Annotated in this window: 14 protein-coding genes and 1 riboswitch; of the genes, 1 reads left to right on the top strand and 13 read right to left on the bottom strand. The window is 62.5% G+C overall.

Annotation, left to right across the window (positions count from 1 at the left end; translation table 11 throughout):
• The 5 genes from obgE to CXQ94_RS06860 form a co-directional block, all read right to left on the bottom strand.
• Positions 1-1,593, bottom strand: a complete 1,593-nt coding sequence (gene obgE, locus CXQ94_RS06840) for a GTPase ObgE (protein WP_104087587.1) — start codon at positions 1,591-1,593, stop codon at positions 1-3.
• Positions 1,594-1,760: 167 nt separating this feature from the next.
• Positions 1,761-2,018: a 50S ribosomal protein L27 gene (rpmA, locus tag CXQ94_RS06845; RefSeq protein ID WP_082357843.1), complete on the bottom strand. Its 258-nt coding sequence runs from the start codon at positions 2,016-2,018 to the stop codon at positions 1,761-1,763.
• Between the two features lie 62 nt (positions 2,019-2,080).
• The gene (gene rplU / locus CXQ94_RS06850) at positions 2,081-2,389 is read right to left on the bottom strand and encodes a 50S ribosomal protein L21 (RefSeq protein ID WP_104087590.1); all 309 of its coding nucleotides are present in this window, start codon (positions 2,387-2,389) and stop codon (positions 2,081-2,083) included.
• A gap of 321 nt (positions 2,390-2,710) precedes the next feature.
• Entirely contained in the window at positions 2,711-4,270 is a 1,560-nt protein-coding gene (gene thiD, locus CXQ94_RS06855) for a bifunctional hydroxymethylpyrimidine kinase/phosphomethylpyrimidine kinase (RefSeq protein WP_104088447.1), read from the bottom strand.
• Positions 4,261-4,359: riboswitch (TPP riboswitch) on the bottom strand. It overlaps the preceding gene by 10 nt.
• 112 nt (positions 4,360-4,471) lie before the next feature.
• Positions 4,472-7,699: an Rne/Rng family ribonuclease gene (locus CXQ94_RS06860; RefSeq protein WP_104087593.1), complete on the bottom strand. Its 3,228-nt coding sequence runs from the start codon at positions 7,697-7,699 to the stop codon at positions 4,472-4,474.
• A gap of 364 nt (positions 7,700-8,063) precedes the next feature.
• Here CXQ94_RS06860 and CXQ94_RS06865 point away from each other — a divergent pair, with 364 nt between their 5' ends.
• Positions 8,064-8,714: a vitamin K epoxide reductase family protein gene (locus CXQ94_RS06865; protein WP_104087595.1), complete on the top strand. Its 651-nt coding sequence runs from the start codon at positions 8,064-8,066 to the stop codon at positions 8,712-8,714.
• Positions 8,715-8,791: 77 nt separating this feature from the next.
• On the opposite strand, the gene ndk is transcribed toward CXQ94_RS06865, so the two are convergent.
• The 8 genes from ndk to CXQ94_RS06905 form a co-directional block, all read right to left on the bottom strand.
• Positions 8,792-9,208: a nucleoside-diphosphate kinase gene (gene ndk, locus CXQ94_RS06870; RefSeq protein ID WP_104087598.1), complete on the bottom strand. Its 417-nt coding sequence runs from the start codon at positions 9,206-9,208 to the stop codon at positions 8,792-8,794.
• A gap of 50 nt (positions 9,209-9,258) precedes the next feature.
• The gene (locus CXQ94_RS06875) at positions 9,259-9,690 is read right to left on the bottom strand and encodes a DUF4233 domain-containing protein (protein WP_104087601.1); all 432 of its coding nucleotides are present in this window, start codon (positions 9,688-9,690) and stop codon (positions 9,259-9,261) included.
• Positions 9,691-9,693: 3 nt separating this feature from the next.
• The gene (locus CXQ94_RS06880) at positions 9,694-11,076 is read right to left on the bottom strand and encodes a folylpolyglutamate synthase/dihydrofolate synthase family protein (protein WP_104087604.1); all 1,383 of its coding nucleotides are present in this window, start codon (positions 11,074-11,076) and stop codon (positions 9,694-9,696) included.
• A complete protein-coding gene (gene ileS / locus CXQ94_RS06885; protein WP_104087607.1) occupies positions 11,077-14,349 on the bottom strand; it encodes an isoleucine--tRNA ligase in 3,273 nt (1,090 codons plus the stop codon).
• A gap of 396 nt (positions 14,350-14,745) precedes the next feature.
• Positions 14,746-15,195: a hypothetical protein gene (locus CXQ94_RS06890; protein WP_104087610.1), complete on the bottom strand. Its 450-nt coding sequence runs from the start codon at positions 15,193-15,195 to the stop codon at positions 14,746-14,748.
• A gap of 118 nt (positions 15,196-15,313) precedes the next feature.
• The gene (locus tag CXQ94_RS06895; RefSeq protein WP_104087613.1) at positions 15,314-16,072 is read right to left on the bottom strand and encodes an SDR family oxidoreductase; all 759 of its coding nucleotides are present in this window, start codon (positions 16,070-16,072) and stop codon (positions 15,314-15,316) included.
• A 9-nt stretch (positions 16,073-16,081) separates the two neighbouring features.
• A complete protein-coding gene (locus CXQ94_RS06900; RefSeq protein ID WP_104087616.1) occupies positions 16,082-16,429 on the bottom strand; it encodes a DUF488 domain-containing protein in 348 nt (115 codons plus the stop codon).
• A gap of 45 nt (positions 16,430-16,474) precedes the next feature.
• Positions 16,475-16,984 (bottom strand): MepB family protein, encoded by a 510-nt coding sequence (locus CXQ94_RS06905; protein ID WP_104088450.1) that lies wholly within the window; start codon positions 16,982-16,984, stop codon positions 16,475-16,477.
• Between the last annotated feature and the right edge of the window lie 29 nt (positions 16,985-17,013).

Here is a 17,013-nt window from a genome sequence, read left to right on the forward strand (position 1 = left end):
CTAGGACGCACCACCTTCAGCGTCCAGTTCTGCCTGAATGACGGCAGCCTTGCTGTGCTTGGGGTTGGTGGATTCGGTCCAGATACCGGCCTTGCGCTCCAACTCGAGTTCGGCACGGGCAGCGGCCTTGGCGTCGCGGCGGTCCTGCTGCTCTTCACGCTTCTGTGCCCTGGTGGGGCGATCGCCCAGGTCCAGCAGGCGCAAGTCCGTGCCGCGCGGTGCTGCCAGGTGCTCGGCACCGCCCATCATGGTGGGCTCCCAGTCGAAGACCATGCCGCCGTCTTCACCAATGATGACGGTGTCGCCGGGGGTGGCACCGGCCTTGAACAGGCCCGCTTCCACGCCAGCTTTGGCCAGGCGGTCGGCAAGGTAGCCAATTGCTTCCTCGTTCTGGAAGTCTGTCTGACGCACCCAACGCTCGGGCTTTTCACCCAAGACACGGTACAAGGGCTCCAGGTTCTTCTCTTCCTTGCGGATGGTGAAGGCTGTCTCGTTCACGGCGCGCGGGCGCAACACCACAGGCGTGGCCTTGAGCGGGGCGCTGGCGATGAGGTCGCGGGCGTTCTGGACAATCTCGGCCATGGCATAGCCGAGCTGGCGCAGGCCCTCGTGGCTGGTGGCGGAGATTTCAAAGACGCGGTAGCCGCGGGCTTCGAGGTCTCCCCTGACAAATTCGGCCATGTCGCGGCCGTCGGGGGAATCCACCTTGTTCAGGGCCACCAGTTTGGGGCGCTCGTTCAAGGGGACAACCTCGCCGTCGGCCCCGGCAAAGCTCATGTCCACGGCGTAGCGGTCAAGCTCGCGCTCGATGACGGCAAGGTCGCTGATGGGGTCGCGGTCCGCTTCCAGGGTGGCGCAGTCCAGAACGTGCACCAGGGCCGCGCAGCGCTCTACGTGGCGCAGGAAGTTGTGGCCCAGGCCCTTGCCTTCGCTGGCACCTTCGATGAGGCCGGGAACGTCGGCAATGGTGAAGCGGACGTCACCTGATTGCACCACACCAAGGTTCGGGATCAAGGTGGTGAAGGGGTAGTCGGCAATCTTGGGCCGTGCAGCAGACATGGCGGCGATCAGCGAGGACTTACCAGCTGACGGGAAACCGACCAGGGCGATGTCGGCAATGGATTTCAGTTCCAGGACGATGTCCCGTTCGTCACCCTCAACACCGAGCAGGGCAAAGCCGGGGGCCTTGCGCTTCTGGGAGGAAAGGGCGGCGTTACCCAGGCCACCCTGGCCGCCGGCCGCGGCAACAAATTCGGTTCCTTCGCCTACCAGGTCGGCAATGACGTTGCCGGCCTTGTCCTTGACAACGGTACCGTCGGGCACGTTGAGGATGAGGGTTTCACCGATCTTGCCGTCACGCCAGTCACCCATGCCGGGGCCACCGTTGGTGCCGTGGCGGTGGGGGGCGTGGTGGTAGTCAAGGAGTGTGGTGGTTTGGGCGCTCACGCGCAAGATGACGTTGCCGCCGTCGCCGCCCTTACCGCCGTCGGGACCACCCAGGGGCTTGAACTTTTCGCGTTTTACCGAGACGCAGCCATGGCCGCCTGTCCCGCCGGATACGTGCAATACAACCCGGTCAACAAAGCTGGCCAATGGATTCTCCTTGATTAGTACTACTTTGATTCACACTGCAGTTGCACACTTATTCTAGTCCGCTGAAGGGGACCAAGGCCTGGTGCCGGCCTGTTGCTAAAACACCCTGCTGTTAAAACACAGTGGAGCGGGCCAGGCGGCCCGCTCCACTGTCAAAAACTTTGGTATTAGACCGCAGCTGCGACGATGTTCACGACGCGGCGTCCGCGGCGCTGACCGAATTCGACAGCACCTGCGTCCAGTGCGAACAGTGTGTCATCCTTGCCACGACCAACGCCCTCACCGGGGTGGAAGTGGGTGCCGCGCTGGCGAACGATGATTTCGCCTGCCTTGACAACCTGACCGCCGAAGCGCTTTACACCCAAGTACTGAGCGTTTGAATCACGACCGTTGCGAGTGGAACTCGCACCCTTTTTATGTGCCATTGAAAATGCCTACCTTTTGACTAAAAGTAACTGTATAAGAGGATCTACGTACGAGGCGTAAATTACGCGATCGAGGTGATCTTGACCTTGGACAGTTCCTGACGGTGGCCCTGACGCTTCTTGTAGCCGGTCTTGTTCTTGAACTTCTGGATGACGATCTTCGGTCCACGAAGATCCTCCAACTTCTCAGCCGTAACCTTTACATTAGCCAGGTCCTTTGCGGCGGTGGTGATTTTCTCACCATCAACCAACAGCAAAGCGGGCAGCTCAAGCGTGCTGCCAACTCCACCGGGGACGCGGTTCATGGTCACGTAGTCTCCGACGGAAACCTTTTCTTGACGGCCGCCTGCGCGGACAATCGCGTACACCACTGGGGAACTCACTTCTCTCGACGTTTATTACAAAGAATTAATGTGCCTCAACGCCGTGGACCTCAATGGAGTTCTACCATGGAGTGGTTGCCCTAAGTGTTGGCGTAAGCACCGAAGATCAAGAATACGCTAACTCTTGCCCCGGCCGCAAATGAGACTGATTCCGTGCCACTGGGATTAGGTGATGGCGGACTTTCATCCACCCGTTCCAACCCCGCTCAACGGAACCGTGCACCACCACTTTAGCGTGCTTTGGCACCAACAGTTTCCCATATAGCCACGGCGCGCCGTGTCTTGTGCGACTGGGAGCCGTGGTGTTAATCACTGCTGCGTCAATTCCCCTGTATTGCGGACATGAAGGCGGGGCGCGTCAAAGAAGTCAACTTCGTACTGGGCCGAGTGAATGAAGGCTGTCCTCATGCGTTGGCGTTCCTGCGCCGAGCCGCGTCGGGCGGCGGCGTCGGCAATACCGACGGCGGTTCTGGTGGCCTCGGCAAACTCATCGTCGGCATACGTGGCTAGCCACCGCCCATACGGATGGGCCTGCGCTGGCCCGGACCCGGCCACCTCGCCTGCCAAATACTGGGAGTGCAACTCCTTGCCGACCTCGGCGTACAACCAATAGCAGGGCAACACGGCGGCCACCACCTCGCCGTAGCTGCCACCGAAGGCAGCCGCAGCCAGGTGGTCAACGTAGTGCTTGGTCACTGGCCCCATATCGCCCTGCGATGGGTGCGTGTCCAGCCATTCCTTATGCAGTTCCAATTCCACTGCCAGGCAGTTCTGTGCGCCCTTGGCCCAAAATCGCTGTTCATCTTCGGTGGGTGCCAGGGCGCTGGCGTGTGCCAGGACCCGCGAGTAGGCGCCGAGATAGTGGGCGTCCTGTGCCAAGTAGTAGACAAAATGTTCCTGCGGCAGTGTCCCGGCCAATAGTTCCTTGATGAAGTCCAGTTCAAAGATGGCTGCCCGATGTCCGGCAATGTCGTCCCACAGGCCGCGGCTGAACACATCAGCCTCCGGCGCAGCGGTGGCCCACAGTGCATGGAAGTGATTGAGTGGACCCCGCCCTTGCCCCACAGCGAGTAAATCGGAGGTGTTCAGCGCCTGGGTGAGCCAGGTCTTGGCCCGGCCCACGCTCTCCACCCAGTCGCCAGTTTGCGCCTGCAAGGTGGCCACAGCCGCCGACAACGAGCAACCCGTGCCGTGCGTGTTGGCGGTTTCAATTCGTTCCCCTGCGAACTCCACGAGCGAGCCATCCGGGCTGATAAGTGCATCGGGGCAGACGTCGGAGACCAGATGCCCTCCCTTGACCAACACCCGAACATTGCGTTCAACGGCAAGTTTCTTGCCCTGGCGTAAGGCCGCCTCCCAGGATTCGACTTCCGGCTCCCCCACCAAGACTGCCAGTTCGGGCAGATTTGGTGTGACTAGGTGTGCGTGCTCGAGCAGGCCAAGGAGGGCCAGGCGCCCGTCGTCGTCCATGAGGGCGTCACCGCTGGTCGCCACCATGACCGGGTCAAGCACGACGACGGCCGGTCGGGTTTTGGCCAACCAGTCCCCCACCGCCTTGATCACCGCGGCATTGGCCAGCATGCCAATCTTGACGCCGTCTATGGCGATGTCCTCGTTCAGGGCCTCCAGCTGGCGTGTGAGGAATGCCGCTGGCGGGACGTGGACGTCATGGACGCCCTGCGTGTTTTGTGCCGTCAAGGCGGTGACGGCGGTCATGGCATAGCCGCCGTGGGCGCTGATGGCCTTGATGTCGGCCTGGATGCCGGCCCCGCCCGAGGGATCGGAGCCGGCGATGCTCAGTATCCGAGGGTGGGTGGGTCGGGCCAGAGATGGGATCAAAGTGGGCAGGGCTAAAGTCTCGGAGCGCAAATGGACATCCCTTCGCCGGAATTAACCGGGCAGGTTCAACGGGTCTTTTCTCAGCCGGACCGATTGTCCTGGCACCCCGTGTCGGTTTCCACCCTAGCCCGGCACTCTTCGCTTAAAGAAAACTAGGTACCGGTAACTGTTCTCGCCCAACTGAAAATACGTTGAATGAGCAGTTACTGGTACCTAGTTCGCAGTCCTGTGTTAGAGCTCGGAGGCCGGTACGCCCACACCCAACATGATGATGGGCGCGGCTTCCTTCTTTTCCGCTGCTACCTGCGGGGCAATGACGACGGCGGCGCTGCTGTGCTGCACCGAGCCCTGTCCGGCTGTGGCGCCGCTCGAGGTTTCCACGCTCATCTCTGACCCACCCTGGGCGCTTCTGGCGCTGCGGTTGCGCCGTGCACGCCGTGAACGTGGGCGGTTTGAGGTGTGCGGCTCTTTGTCGTCGTGGCTGCCCCCGTGCTCACCGTGATTCCCTGACAGTTGGTCAAGGGCGACGGCGAGTTCGGCCAGCTGTTCGGCATGGTCGGCTTGCGTGGCCGCGTCGTGGTGGTGGCCGCGCGGCAACTCAATGGCCTCGCCGCCAAGGGTCAGCGTAGCTGTGTCGCCCACGCTGGTGGGCAGTGCCTGAACCGGGACAGGCTCAACATCGTGATGCGCGGCAGCGGCCGCGGCGGCAATGTTGGCCAGGGCGGCCCGGGCCTCGGTGGCCTTGTGGGCCCGCTCCGCTTCGGCCGCTTCGTCAACAACGGGTGCGTGCGGTACGTGCGTGTCGGCCGATTCGGCCAACTCAGTGTTCTCGCCGTCTTGCCCGGACTGTGAACGGTTGCGGTTACGCTTGCGTTCGCTGCGCGTGGAGCGGTTGGCCGTGCGCTCGCTCTCGCGGTGCTCGGTCTTGACCGCATGGGCCTGGTGGGCTTGGTGCGATTCGGCAGCAACCGTGTGGACGCGGCGGTGCTCAACGGGGATCTCATGGGTGACCATGCCTCGTCCCGCACACGCCTCACACTGCTCGCCGAAGACTTCCAGCAGGCCGGTGCCCATGCGCTTACGTGTCATCTGGACTAGGCCAAGACTGGTGACCTCGGCCACCTGGTGCTTGGTCCTGTCGCGGCCCAAGCACTCCACCATGCGGCGTAGCACCAGGTCACGGTTGGATTCCAGAACCATGTCGATGAAGTCGATCACGATGATGCCACCAATGTCGCGCAGGCGCAGCTGGCGGACCACTTCCTCGGCGGCTTCGAGGTTATTCTTGGTGACCGTTTCCTCGAGGTTTCCGCCGGATCCGGTGAACTTGCCAGTGTTGACGTCGACCACTGTCATGGCCTCGGTGCGATCGATCACGAGCGAGCCGCCGGAGGGCAGGAAGACCTTGCGCTCAAGTGCCTTGGAGATCTGCTCGTCGATGCGGTGCGCGGCAAAAATGTCGTCCGGCTTGCTCCACTTTTCCAAGCGGTCAAGCAGGTCCGGGGCTACATAGGTTACGTAGGCCTCGATGGTGTCCCACGCTTCCTCACCGGAGACGATGAGCTTGGTGAAGTCCTCGTTGAAAACATCACGGACCACCTTGATGGTCAGATCGGGTTCCCCGTACAGCATCTCCGGGGCCAGCGTCTTGTGCGAGGTGGCACGCGTGCTGATGCCTTCCCACTGGGCACGCAGCCGGTTGATGTCGTTGGTCAGTTCCTCTTCGCTGGCACCTTCGGCGGCGGTACGCACAATGACACCGGCATTTTCCGGCAAGTGATCCTTCAGGACTCGCTTGAGACGGTTGCGCTCGACGTCGGGGAGTTTGCGGGAAATTCCGGTCATGGAACCACCGGGGACGTACACAAGGTAGCGCCCGGGCAGTGAGATCTGGCTGGTCAGGCGGGCGCCCTTGTGGCCCACGGGGTCCTTGGATACCTGCACCAGCACTGAGTCACCCGACTTCAGTGCGTTCTCGATACGGCGGGGCTGGCCGTTGAGGTTGGCACCGTCCCAATCAACTTCACCGGCGTACAGCACGGCGTTGCGGCCGCGTCCAATATCAACGAAGGCGGCCTCCATGCTGGGCAGCACGTTTTGGACCTTACCCAGGTAGACGTTGCCGATCAACGAGTCCTGCTGCGTTTTGGAGACGAAGTGCTCTGCCAGAATGCCGTCCTCCAGGACGCCGATCTGGATCCGCTCGTCATTTTGGCGCACCACCATGACACGGTCCACCGATTCACGGCGGGCCAGGAATTCCGCCTCCGTGATCACGGTGCGGCGGCGGCCGGAATCGCGTGAGTCGCGGCGGCGCTGCTTCTTCGCTTCCAGGCGGGTAGAACCGCGCAGGCTCGTGACCCTGTCACTGGAGGTGCTGGTTTCGGCGGGGGTACGCGGGGCACGCACCTTGGTGACTGTGTTGGGCGGGTCTTCATCAGTGCCGCCAGTCAGTTCCAAGTCCTGGTCTCCGCGGCGGCGGCGACGACGGCGACGGGAGGTTACGCCGTCGTCGTCGTGGTCTTCGCTGTCCTCACCCAGAACGTCCCGGGCCGGGGCCTCGCTGGATTCGGGGGCCTTGTTGCCGCTGCGGCGTCCACGGTTCCGGCCACGGCCACGGCGGTCACCGGAGGATTCATCCGACTCCGCCGACTCGTGACTGTCGGCACCCTCAACTGAGGGAGCTGTCGCGGCGGGGACGGCCAGGCTGAGATCCGGGGCCAGGAATAGCGCTGACATGCCGGTGTTCGGGGCCAGGAAAAGCGAATCCGACACGGCTGGTGCCTCTGGGGCGGTTTCCTGGTTGAGTTCCTCGGCCGGGGCGGGAGCCTCTGCAACGGCGGGTTCGCCGGCGGGCGGGGCTGCCTTCACTGCCGGCTTGCGACGGCTGCGAGTAGTTTTGGGTGCGGGCGCGACTGCTTCACTGGCGACGGCATCAACGGCCGCACCGGGGGCCACCTCGGGAACCAGCTGCTCCTGCTCGGGAACCACGTCGGTCTTCTTGGCTGTGCGGCGACGCGCGGGGGCCTTCTTGGCGGGGGCAGGCGCCTCAGTAACGGCCACAGCTTCCGCCGACACGGCAGCTTCAGGAACACTGGCCTTCGGGGCGGTCACCGGTGAAGTGGCCCGGCGGCGCGGTGCGCGCTTGACGGGGGCCGCGGGCGGTGCCTCGACAGCAGCGTCGGCAGATACGGCCGCAGGCTCAACTAGAGCGTCCAACAGTGTCGCCTCTTCTGGCTCGGCGGCCTTTTTGGCCCGGCTGCGGCGCACGGGTGCTTTCTTGGCCGGGGCCGCCTCAACAGCGGGGATGAGTGTCTCGGACGCGGCAGCTTCGGTACTGGCCGGGGTCATGACCTTGGAGGAGGCGCGACGTGAGCGGCTCACCTTGGCGGGGGCCGCCGTCGTGCTGGAGGCAGCTGTGTTCTCGGATGATTCGCTGACAGGTATTTCATTAACCATTGAGGGCGTACTTTCGCACCGTTGCAACACCCCCACATCGGGTGCCGACTACGGCAGATGTGTCAACACCCGCAGGCGTTGACGGAAGTCGTCTAATTACTCTCCAGGCGGCACCAACTTCTGGGTGCGCAAGCTCTAGAAAGCCAATGGTGCGCCGCTTCGCAACGAAATCTGCGTGGAACGGTTCTGGTGGATGGCTGGGATGACTTTCAGCGTCGTCACCGGCCGTCCCGTGGGCGTGCCATTGGACCGAAGGGCGCATGTGGATCGTCCATCAGCCACCCTCATTGTCTCATACGCACCTGTTCTGCGGCGGCGTTTTGGGCACGGCGCGCCAAGTTTGCCGCGCTAGAATCAGGACACGATGAGCTCCCGAACAGAAAAGGCCACCATGCCTGCCTCCAGCGCACCCTCCGAAGCCAAGCTGCCCGCCATGGTGCGGGCCAAACCATTTGGTTGGTTCCTGATTATTGCCGGCGCCATCGGCTGGCTCGCCTCGGCCACGCTGGTGCTGGAACGGCTCCACCTCTATACCAATCCAGATGCCAAGGTCAGCTGCGACATTAACGCCTGGATTTCCTGCGGCGATGTCATGAAAACCCCGCAGGCTGCCATCTTCGGCTTCCCCAATCCGTTCATCGGCGTCGCCGCGTTCGTCATAATCATCACCACGGGAGTGGTGCTGCTGGCCGGAGCGAATTTGAGCCGCTGGTATTGGATTGCCATGCAGGTGGGGATCACCGCAGGGTTTGCCCTGGTGTGCTGGTTCTTCACCCAGGCTGTGTACATTTTGGCGATCCTGTGCCCCTACTGCATGGTCGTGTGGGCCGTGATGATCCCGCTGTTCATTTGGATCACCGTGCGAAACCTCCAGCACGGGGTCTTCTCCGCTCCCGCCGCCCTGACCAAGTTCCTCACCGAATGGGCCTGGGTCATCGTCGGACTGGCCTACGTGGGGGTTCTGGCCGCCATCTTCTTCAAGTTCATGCACGTCATCATCGGCTCCAACGCCTAAATCCCCTGGCCCCCAGGGAACAAAAAGTAAGGGCACCTCCCACACGGGAGGTGCCCTTACTTTTTGTTAGCTAGCGCTTAGGCGAACCAGATGCCGATCTCGCGCTCGGCGGACTCAACGGAGTCGGAGCCGTGGACCAGGTTTTGCTGGACCTTCAGGCCCCAGTCGCGGCCCAGATCGCCACGAATGGTGCCCGGTGCCGCCGTGGTGGGGTCGGTGGTTCCGGCCAAAGCGCGGAAGCCCTCGATAACGCGGTGGCCCTCGAAGATGGCTGCCACAACCGGGCCGGAGAGCATGAACTCCACCAGCGGCTCGTAGAAGGGCTTGCCCTCATGCTCGGCATAGTGGGCTTCCAGCTGTTCGCGGGTCGCGTTGACCTTTTTCAACTCGGCCAGGGTGTAGCCCTTGGCTTCGATGCGGGCCAGGATGCCCCCGGAAAGGTTGCGTGCCACGCCGTCGGGCTTGACCAGGACAAGGGTGCGCTCAATGCTCACAAATACTCCACTAAATCGTTTGGATTGGTTTCCTAGACCAGTCTACGGGTTTAGACTTCGGCCTCGGGGTGGGCGGCATCCCAGGCGGCTTGCTGGCGGGCCCGCTCCCGGTTGTCCCGGTCAATTCGGGAACCGGCGTGCAAGGCGTACCACCAGGAGACGGCGAACAGGATGCCCACAATGAACATCGATGGCTCCCAGAAACCACCGGCAATCAGTAGCAGTTGCAAAATCCAGCCGAACGCCGCTCCCCATTTTTTACCCATGAACGCGCAGGCGGCAACGAACAGTACCGCCATGACCACCGCAACCACCAGATACACGGGGTTTTTGCCGTTGAGCCCGAACAGGGCCAGGCCAAGGAACAACGCCACGAAAGCTTCCAGCAGCAAAACGGTGGAGGCGAACATCGTTTTGGTTGACCGCAGCTTTTTGGGCATGCCGGGGCGCCACTCGCGTTGCGCCTTTGTCAGTTTCGCCATCGTTTAGGCCTCTTCCTTTTCGCCAGGGCGGCCCAACAGGATCCGGGCTTCGCCCACAACGGTGATGGAACCGGTGATCAGGACCCCACCGGCCAGGTCATTGTTGGCGTCCGCACGTTCCACGGCCCATTCGATGGCGTCGTCGAGCTTCTCGGCGATGTGAACGTCGTCCTCATCCCAGCCCAGCTCCAAGGCGATTTCAGCCAACTCGGCGGCCGGGATTGCCCGCGGCGAATTGGATTGCGTCAGGCAAATTTCCGCGGCTTCATCCCCATACGCTTCTTTGAGTGAGCGCAGGATTCCCTCGGCGTCCTTGTCGGCCAGAACACCCAGCACTACCACCAGCTTGCTGAAGGAGAATGACTCCTGCAGGGCCACGGCACTGACCGCGATGCCCGCCGGATTGTGTGCGGCATCGACCACAATGGTGGGCGAGGTGCGCAGGACTTCCAACCGGCCCGGCGATGTGGCGTTGCCGAAACCTTCCTGAACCAACTCCAGGTTCAGTTCTTTCTCGCCGCCTCCAAGGAAAGCTTCCAAAGCGGCAAGGGCGACGGCGGCATTCTCGGCCTGGTGTTCGCCGTGCAACGGAAGCAGGATGTCCGGGTAGCGTCCGGCCAGCCCCTGCAGGGTGATCATTTGGCCGCCCACGGCGATGGTGCGCGCCTCCACCCCAAATTCCACACCCTCAAAACGGAACTGGGCATGCATTTCCCGCGCCTTGTCCAGGATGACCTGGGCGGCGTCGGCGGGCTGGGCGGAACTGACCAGGAAGGCGCCCTCCTTGATGATGCCGGCCTTCTCTTCGGCAATGAGAGCCGTGGTGTCCCCCAGCAGTTCCGTGTGGTCCAGGGAGATGGGGGTGATGACCGCCACCTGGCCGTCGCCCACATTGGTGGCGTCGGTGATCCCGCCCAGGCCAACCTCCATGACGGCCACGTCCACCGGCTCGTCGGCAAAGATCGCGAAGGCCAGGATGGTTAGTGCCTCGAAGTACGTCAGGCGCACGTCGTTGGCGGCCTCCAGCTCGGCGTCCACAATCTGCAGGTACGGGCGAATTTCGTCCCAGATCCGAACAAAGGTGCCGTCCTCAACGGGAGCCCCGTCAATACTGATGCGTTCGGTAACCCGGCTCAGGTGCGGGCTGGTGTAGCGGCCGGTTCGAAGACCGTGGGCCAGCAGACCGGATTCGATCATCCGGGCCGTGGAGGTCTTGCCGTTGGTGCCGGTGATGTGAATGATGGGGAAGGCCTTGTTGGGCTCACCCAAAATGTCCATGGCCCGGAACAGCGGGGCAAGACGGGGTTCCATCTTGTTTTCGGGTGCGCGGCCAAGAAGCTCCGCATACACGCTCTCGACGGAGAATTCGTCGTGTTCGGTCGTCATTTAAGCGGTTGTCCGTTCAACTGTGATGGTGGTTTCAACGTCACCGGGGATAAGTTCAAGCTTAAGCGTCAAAGTCTCTTTTTTGACCAGCTCGGCGTTGGCGTGCAAGGCGTCCACAATGTCCTGCGGGGCACTGATGATGGTGCGGATGCGGTCGCTGACATTGAGTTCGGCGTCTTTGCGGGCCTGCTGGATGGCACGGACCATGTCACGGGCTGCACCCTCGGCCTCAAGCTCGGGTGTCAGCTCGGTGTTGAGCACCACGAACCCGCCGCCCGGCAGCATGGCAACGGCCGTTTGACCGCCGTCGGAGGCCTCGGCAACCACTGTTTCCAAGGTGTACTCGGATGGCTCCAGGGCTAGGCCGCCGGCCGTGACCACACCGTCGGTGACGGACCAGTCACCGCTCTTGGAACCCTTGATGGCTTGCTGCACGTTCTTGCCGAGGCGCGGGCCGGCCGCACGGGCGTTGACCACCAGCTTGGAGGAGATACCAAACTCTTCCGGGGAGGCATCTGCTGCGTCAACAAAGCGGACGACGCGAATGTTCAATTCCTCGGCCACCACGTCGGCGCCACCATTCAGTGCTGCCGCGTTCGGGGCAACCACGGTCAGTTCCTGCAGGGGCAGCCGGACGCGCAGCTTGGCGGCCTTGCGCAGGCTGGAACCGGTGGAGCAGATCTGCTGGATCCTATCCATCTGCTCCACCAAAGCAGTGTTGGGAACAAAGAGATCGGCGTTTGGCCAGTCGGTCAGGTGCACCGAGCGCCCGCCGGTCAGGCCGCGCCAGATTTCCTCGGTGATAAGCGGCAACAGCGGCGCGGCCACGCGGCATACCGTTTCCAGGGCCGTGTAGAGCGCGTCGAACGCGTCGGCGTTCTCGTCGAAGAAGCGGCCACGGCTGCGGCGCACGTACCAGTTGGTGAGCATGTCAAAGTAGCTGCGCAGGGAGTCGCAGGCACCGGAGACGTCGTACTCGTCCAGCTTGGCACCGACCTCGCGGACCAAGTCGCCGGTGTTGGCCAGCAGGTATTGGTCCAGGGTGTCGGAGTAGCCGTCGTAGCGTAGTTTCGCGTCGTAGCCCTTGCCTTCGTTGGCCGTGTTGGCGTAGAGGGTGAAGAAGCTGTAGACGTTCCACAGGGGCAGGATGACCTGGCGGACGCCGTCGCGGATGCCCTGTTCGGTGACCACCAGGTTGCCACCGCGCAGGATGGGGCTGGACATCAGGAACCAGCGCATGGCGTCGGAACCGTCACGGTCCAGGACCTCGGAGACGTCCGGGTAGTTCTTCAGCGACTTGGACATCTTCTGTCCGTCGGAGCCGAGCACGATGCCGTGGCTGATGACATTCCGGAAGGCCGGGCGGTCAAAGATCGCGGTGGAGAGGATGTGCAGCATGTAGAACCAGCCGCGGGTCTGCCCGATGTACTCGACGATGAAGTCGGCCGGGTTGTGCGTGTCGAACCAGTCCTCATTCTCGAACGGGTAGTGCACCTGGGCGTACGGCATGGAGCCGGAATCGAACCAGACGTCCAGGACATCCTCGACGCGGCGCATCGTGGACTTGCCGGTGGGGTCATCCGGGTTGGGGCGTGTCAGCTCATCGATGAAGGGGCGGTGGAGGTCCACTTCGCCCTCGTTGTTCACCGGCAGGCGGCCGAAATCGGCCTGCATTTCCGCGAGCGAGCCGTACACGTCGGTGCGCGGGTATTCGGGGTCATCGGACTGCCACACCGGGATCGGCGAACCCCAGTAGCGGTTGCGGCTGATGGACCAGTCGCGGGCGTTGGCCAGCCACTTGCCGAACTGGCCGTCCTTGACGTTGCCGGGGATCCAGTTGATGTCCTGGTTCAGTTCGGTCATGCGGTCCTTGAACGCGGTGACTTCCACGTACCAGGAGGAGATGGCACGGTAGATCAGGGGCGTGCGGCAGCGCCAGCAATGCGGGTAGCTGTGGACGTAGCTGGCCTGGCGGACCAGGCGGCCGGCGTCGCGGACCACGTTGGTGATAGTCTTGTTCGCGTCGAAGACCTGCACGCCGGCAATGTCGTTCAGCGGGCCGCCCTCAAACAGCGGCAGGAAGTTGGCGCCCTCATCAACGGAGAGGACCACGGGGATGCCGTACTGCTCGCAAACCTTCTGGTCCTCTTCACCGTAGGCGGGGGCCTGGTGGACAATGCCTGTACCGTCGGTCGTTGTCACGTAGTCGGCAAGCAGGAACTGCCAGGACTTGGCGGTGCCGTATTTTTCGTCGTCAGCGAAGTAGTCCCACAGGGGCTCATACTTCAGGCCTTCCAGCGCGGCACCCTGGTAGGTGGCGGTGACGGCGGCGGTCGCGGCAGCAGCGTCGTCGTACCCCAGGTCCTTGGCGTAGGCGCCGACCAGGTCGGCGGCCAGCAGGAAACACTCGGCGGTCGCGGTGGCGCCGTTGGGCCCGACCGGCACGACGGCGTAGCTCACGGCGGGCCCGACGGCGAGGGCCTGGTTGGTGGGCAGGGTCCAGGGCGTGGTGGTCCAGGCGATGGCGCTGACGCCTGCGAGCTCGGCCGACACGGCGGATTCGCCGACGAGGATCGGGAAGGTGACGGTGACTGTCTGGTCCTGGCGGTCCTTGTACACGTCGTCGTCCATGCGCAGCTCATGGTTGGAGAGGGGTGTCTCATCCTTCCAGCAGTAAGGCAGCACACGGTAGCCGTTGTAGGTCAGCCCCTTGGTGTGGAGTTGCTTGAAAGCCCACAGCACGGATTCCATGTACTCGACGTTGAGCGTCTTGTAGTCGTTCTCGAAGTCGACCCAGCGGGCCTGGCGGGTGACGTATTCCTGCCATTCGCCGGCGTATTTCATGACCGAGGAGCGGCAGGCGTCGTTGAACTTGTCGATGCCCATGGCCTCGATCTGGGCCTTGTCCGTCATGCCCAGCTGCTTCATGGCTTCCAGCTCGGCGGGCAGGCCGTGGGTGTCCCAGCCGAAGCGGCGTTCCACGCGCTTGCCGCGCTGGGTCTGGTAGCGGGCCACCAGGTCCTTGGCGTAGCCGGTGAGCAGGTGCCCGTAATGGGGCAGGCCGTTGGCGAAGGGCGGGCCGTCGTAGAAGACGAATTCGTTGGAACCGTCCACCCCGGCGTCGCGGGCGTCGATGCTTGCCTGGAAGGTGCCGTCTTCGTCCCAGTACTTAAGGACGAGTTCCTCCACCTTCGGGAAACTCACGGAGGCGGGAACATGGTGGGACTCGGCGTGCAGTCCATGGGCGGCGGAAGCCTTGGGGAAGTGGGTCATCACATCATCCTGTGGTCGGCGAACATGTCAGGATGCAAGGACGGCTTGCGCCGCGGTACCACCTCGCTTACCGTCCCCGTTGCCGGGTGCGGCCGCTCATTAACTGCTGTGACGGGCTTACCCGTCCGGTTCTACTGCCACTCCTGATCGGGGCGGGTTCTTCCGGAAGCTCACCGGTGATGGCCGGGTCAACGCTTTGCTGCCCATTCTACTGGATGAGCGGACTTGCTATGCGCCCCGGTCATGGCGGCCGTGGCGCAGAACACTGCTATGCGCCACGCTCAGTATCAGCGGGGCGCATAACAGTACCGCTGCAGGCGCCTATTTGCGGATGACCTTGTGGTTGGCGGCCTGGGCCACGGGGCGGATCACGATCGATTTGCACGACGAAAGCTGTCATCCGCGCACTGATTCCCCGTCAATCATTGTAAATTCGAAGAAGCTTGCATCTGTCTCTTCCAAGGAGTCCACGAAGGATAGAAGTTTCTGGGTATTCGCCTCGATCACGCTTTCCCAAGTGCCAACCGGTGAATCCCATTTGATTGTCAGAATCCGCGCATCGGGCAAAACTTCGGATTCCGCAATAATGCCTCCTAAGTCTCCGGATTCAGGGACCGAATAGTTCATAGTTCCGTTCAACTGAACTATCGCATCAAGTTGCGGAACAAGGAACCTGCGATCGCAAGAGAACCCTTCGATCTGGTAGATGTATAAGCCCAACTCTTGCGCAATTTCAAACGCACTAGCTAAGCATCCGACGCCGATCCAGAGCTTATCTCTGTTGATCATGATCCGGCCTGGTGGATCGTCAAGAATTCGTTGTCTGAAAATCTTGTCGGCGTCCATGATTCTCCTTGTCCCATCCGCTTATGCTGACCCCGAGCTTAGGCTCAGGCTAGTCCTTCAAGTTCTAGCCGTGACCAACATACTGTCGGCCGGTCTGACCGGCCGACAATAGTCATCCCTAAATTTTGCGGATGAGTTTGTGGTTGGCGGCCTGGGCCACGGGGCGGATCACGATCTGGTCCAAGTTGATGTGATGGGGAAGTCCGACGGCGTAGCTAACCACCCCGGCAACGTCATCTGCGGTGAGGGGGTCGGCAACGCCGGCGTATACCTTTTGTGCGGCAGCCTGATCGCCGCCGAGTCGGTTCAAGGCAAATTCCTCGGTCTGCACCAGGCCCGGCGCCACCTCGATGACGCGCAGATTGTTTTCTACTTCTTCCAAACGCAAGGCGTTGGTGAGCGCGTGCTGGGCGAACTTGGCGGCGTTGTAGCCGGCTCCTCCCTCGTAGGCGACGAGCCCGGCGGTGGAGGTCAGGTTCAGTACGGTGCCTCGGCGGTGTTCGCGCAGGGCGGGAAGGAAACCCTTGGTCATTTTCATGGTGCCCATGACGTTGGCCTGGAACATCCATTCCCAATCGTCGTTGTGGGCCGAGCCCACTGTGTCTGCGCCGCGGGCTCCCCCGGCGATGTTAATTAGCGTGTCCAGGCCGCCGTTGTCGGCGACAAACGCAACGAGAGCCTCGACGTCGTCGTCCTTGGTAACGTCGGCAGCAAAGGCCAGGGCGCCGGTCTCCTCGGCCAGACGGTCCAGGCGATCGACACGGCGGGCAACCGCCACCACCGACCAGCCCTCGGAGCGAAGTTTGCGTACGGTGGCCTCGCCAATGCCCGTGCTGGCTCCTGTGACTACTGCGTGTTTGGAATTGTTTTCAACCATGGATCTAATTTAGCGCCCCGACGCGTTCAGGAACTCCAAGAGCACCGCGGCTTGGTTCATGAGCGGATCCTTGGCCCCGTAGAGCAGGACCACTTTGGGGTGGACCTCCAGCAGGTCCCGGAGCCTCTCGACGGCGTCGTTGGCGGCCAGTTCCGCCCGGTACTCCTGCTGAAAGGCGATGAACCGCTCAGCCTGGTGGTCAAAGGAATTGCGGGCCTGGGTGCTCGGAGCCACTTCCTTCATCCACACATCCACCTGGTCCTTGGTGATGCCCCGTGGCCACAGCCTGTCAACGAGTACCCGGAATTCTTCTGGCTCGGGCTGTTCATACACACGCAGGATCCGCACTGTGGTCATACGGGCATAGTAGTCCGGAATCAGGGCCGCCGGGAGGGGTCAGATTCAGACGCCATACAGCGCGCGAATTCTAGCCAAATCAGACGTCGGACCCATTTCCAGAAAGTACTCCACCTGCCATTCCTGGGACTTCACCGCCTGCGCACTGGTGGTGGCAACCCACGGCGCGTAGACCCGGATGGCACGTTTGCCGCCCTTACCGGCAACAGAGAGCACCCCGCGCCGGGCCAGGATATCGGAGGGGAACACGAACTGTCCGCGCTGTTCGCCGTTGGTGACGTGGACGATGAACAGCTCGACGCCGTCGGAGGTATCGAAGGGTCTGATCGGCCCTTCCGTGGACCGCTGCCACAAGGTAACAAATTGCCCAGCCTTGGTGGGCGTGGTCTTGGCCATCCGGAACTGGGCGGCTCGCCCACCCACCGCAAATGCGTAGGCGCCATACTGCGCGCTTTCGGGTTCAGGCACCGGAGATGAAAAATGAAGGGCCGCTGGCTCAAACACTTCCGACGTCGCCTGCAGCAATCCCTTGGGCCATCGGTCAGTGCTATTCATGAGGGGGTTTGCCACCTTCGCGCCGGAGA

The organism is Arthrobacter sp. GMC3 (genome assembly GCF_002929305.1).
Lineage (GTDB): Bacteria > Actinomycetota > Actinomycetes > Actinomycetales > Micrococcaceae > Specibacter.

Coding starts and splice junctions, on each gene's coding strand:
- rpmA (WP_082357843.1), bottom strand. CDS start 2,018: ATGGCACATAAAAAGGGTGCGAGTTCCACTCGCAACGGTCGTGATTCA.
- CXQ94_RS06860 (WP_104087593.1), bottom strand. CDS start 7,699: ATGGTTAATGAAATACCTGTCAGCGAATCATCCGAGAACACAGCTGCC.
- CXQ94_RS06865 (WP_104087595.1), top strand. CDS start 8,064: ATGAGCTCCCGAACAGAAAAGGCCACCATGCCTGCCTCCAGCGCACCC.
- CXQ94_RS06875 (WP_104087601.1), bottom strand. CDS start 9,690: ATGGCGAAACTGACAAAGGCGCAACGCGAGTGGCGCCCCGGCATGCCC.
- CXQ94_RS06880 (WP_104087604.1), bottom strand. CDS start 11,076: ATGACGACCGAACACGACGAATTCTCCGTCGAGAGCGTGTATGCGGAG.
- ileS (WP_104087607.1), bottom strand. CDS start 14,349: ATGACCCACTTCCCCAAGGCTTCCGCCGCCCATGGACTGCACGCCGAG.
- CXQ94_RS06890 (WP_104087610.1), bottom strand. CDS start 15,195: ATGGACGCCGACAAGATTTTCAGACAACGAATTCTTGACGATCCACCA.
- CXQ94_RS06895 (WP_104087613.1), bottom strand. CDS start 16,072: ATGGTTGAAAACAATTCCAAACACGCAGTAGTCACAGGAGCCAGCACG.
- CXQ94_RS06900 (WP_104087616.1), bottom strand. CDS start 16,429: ATGACCACAGTGCGGATCCTGCGTGTGTATGAACAGCCCGAGCCAGAA.
- CXQ94_RS06905 (WP_104088450.1), bottom strand. CDS start 16,984: ATGAATAGCACTGACCGATGGCCCAAGGGATTGCTGCAGGCGACGTCG.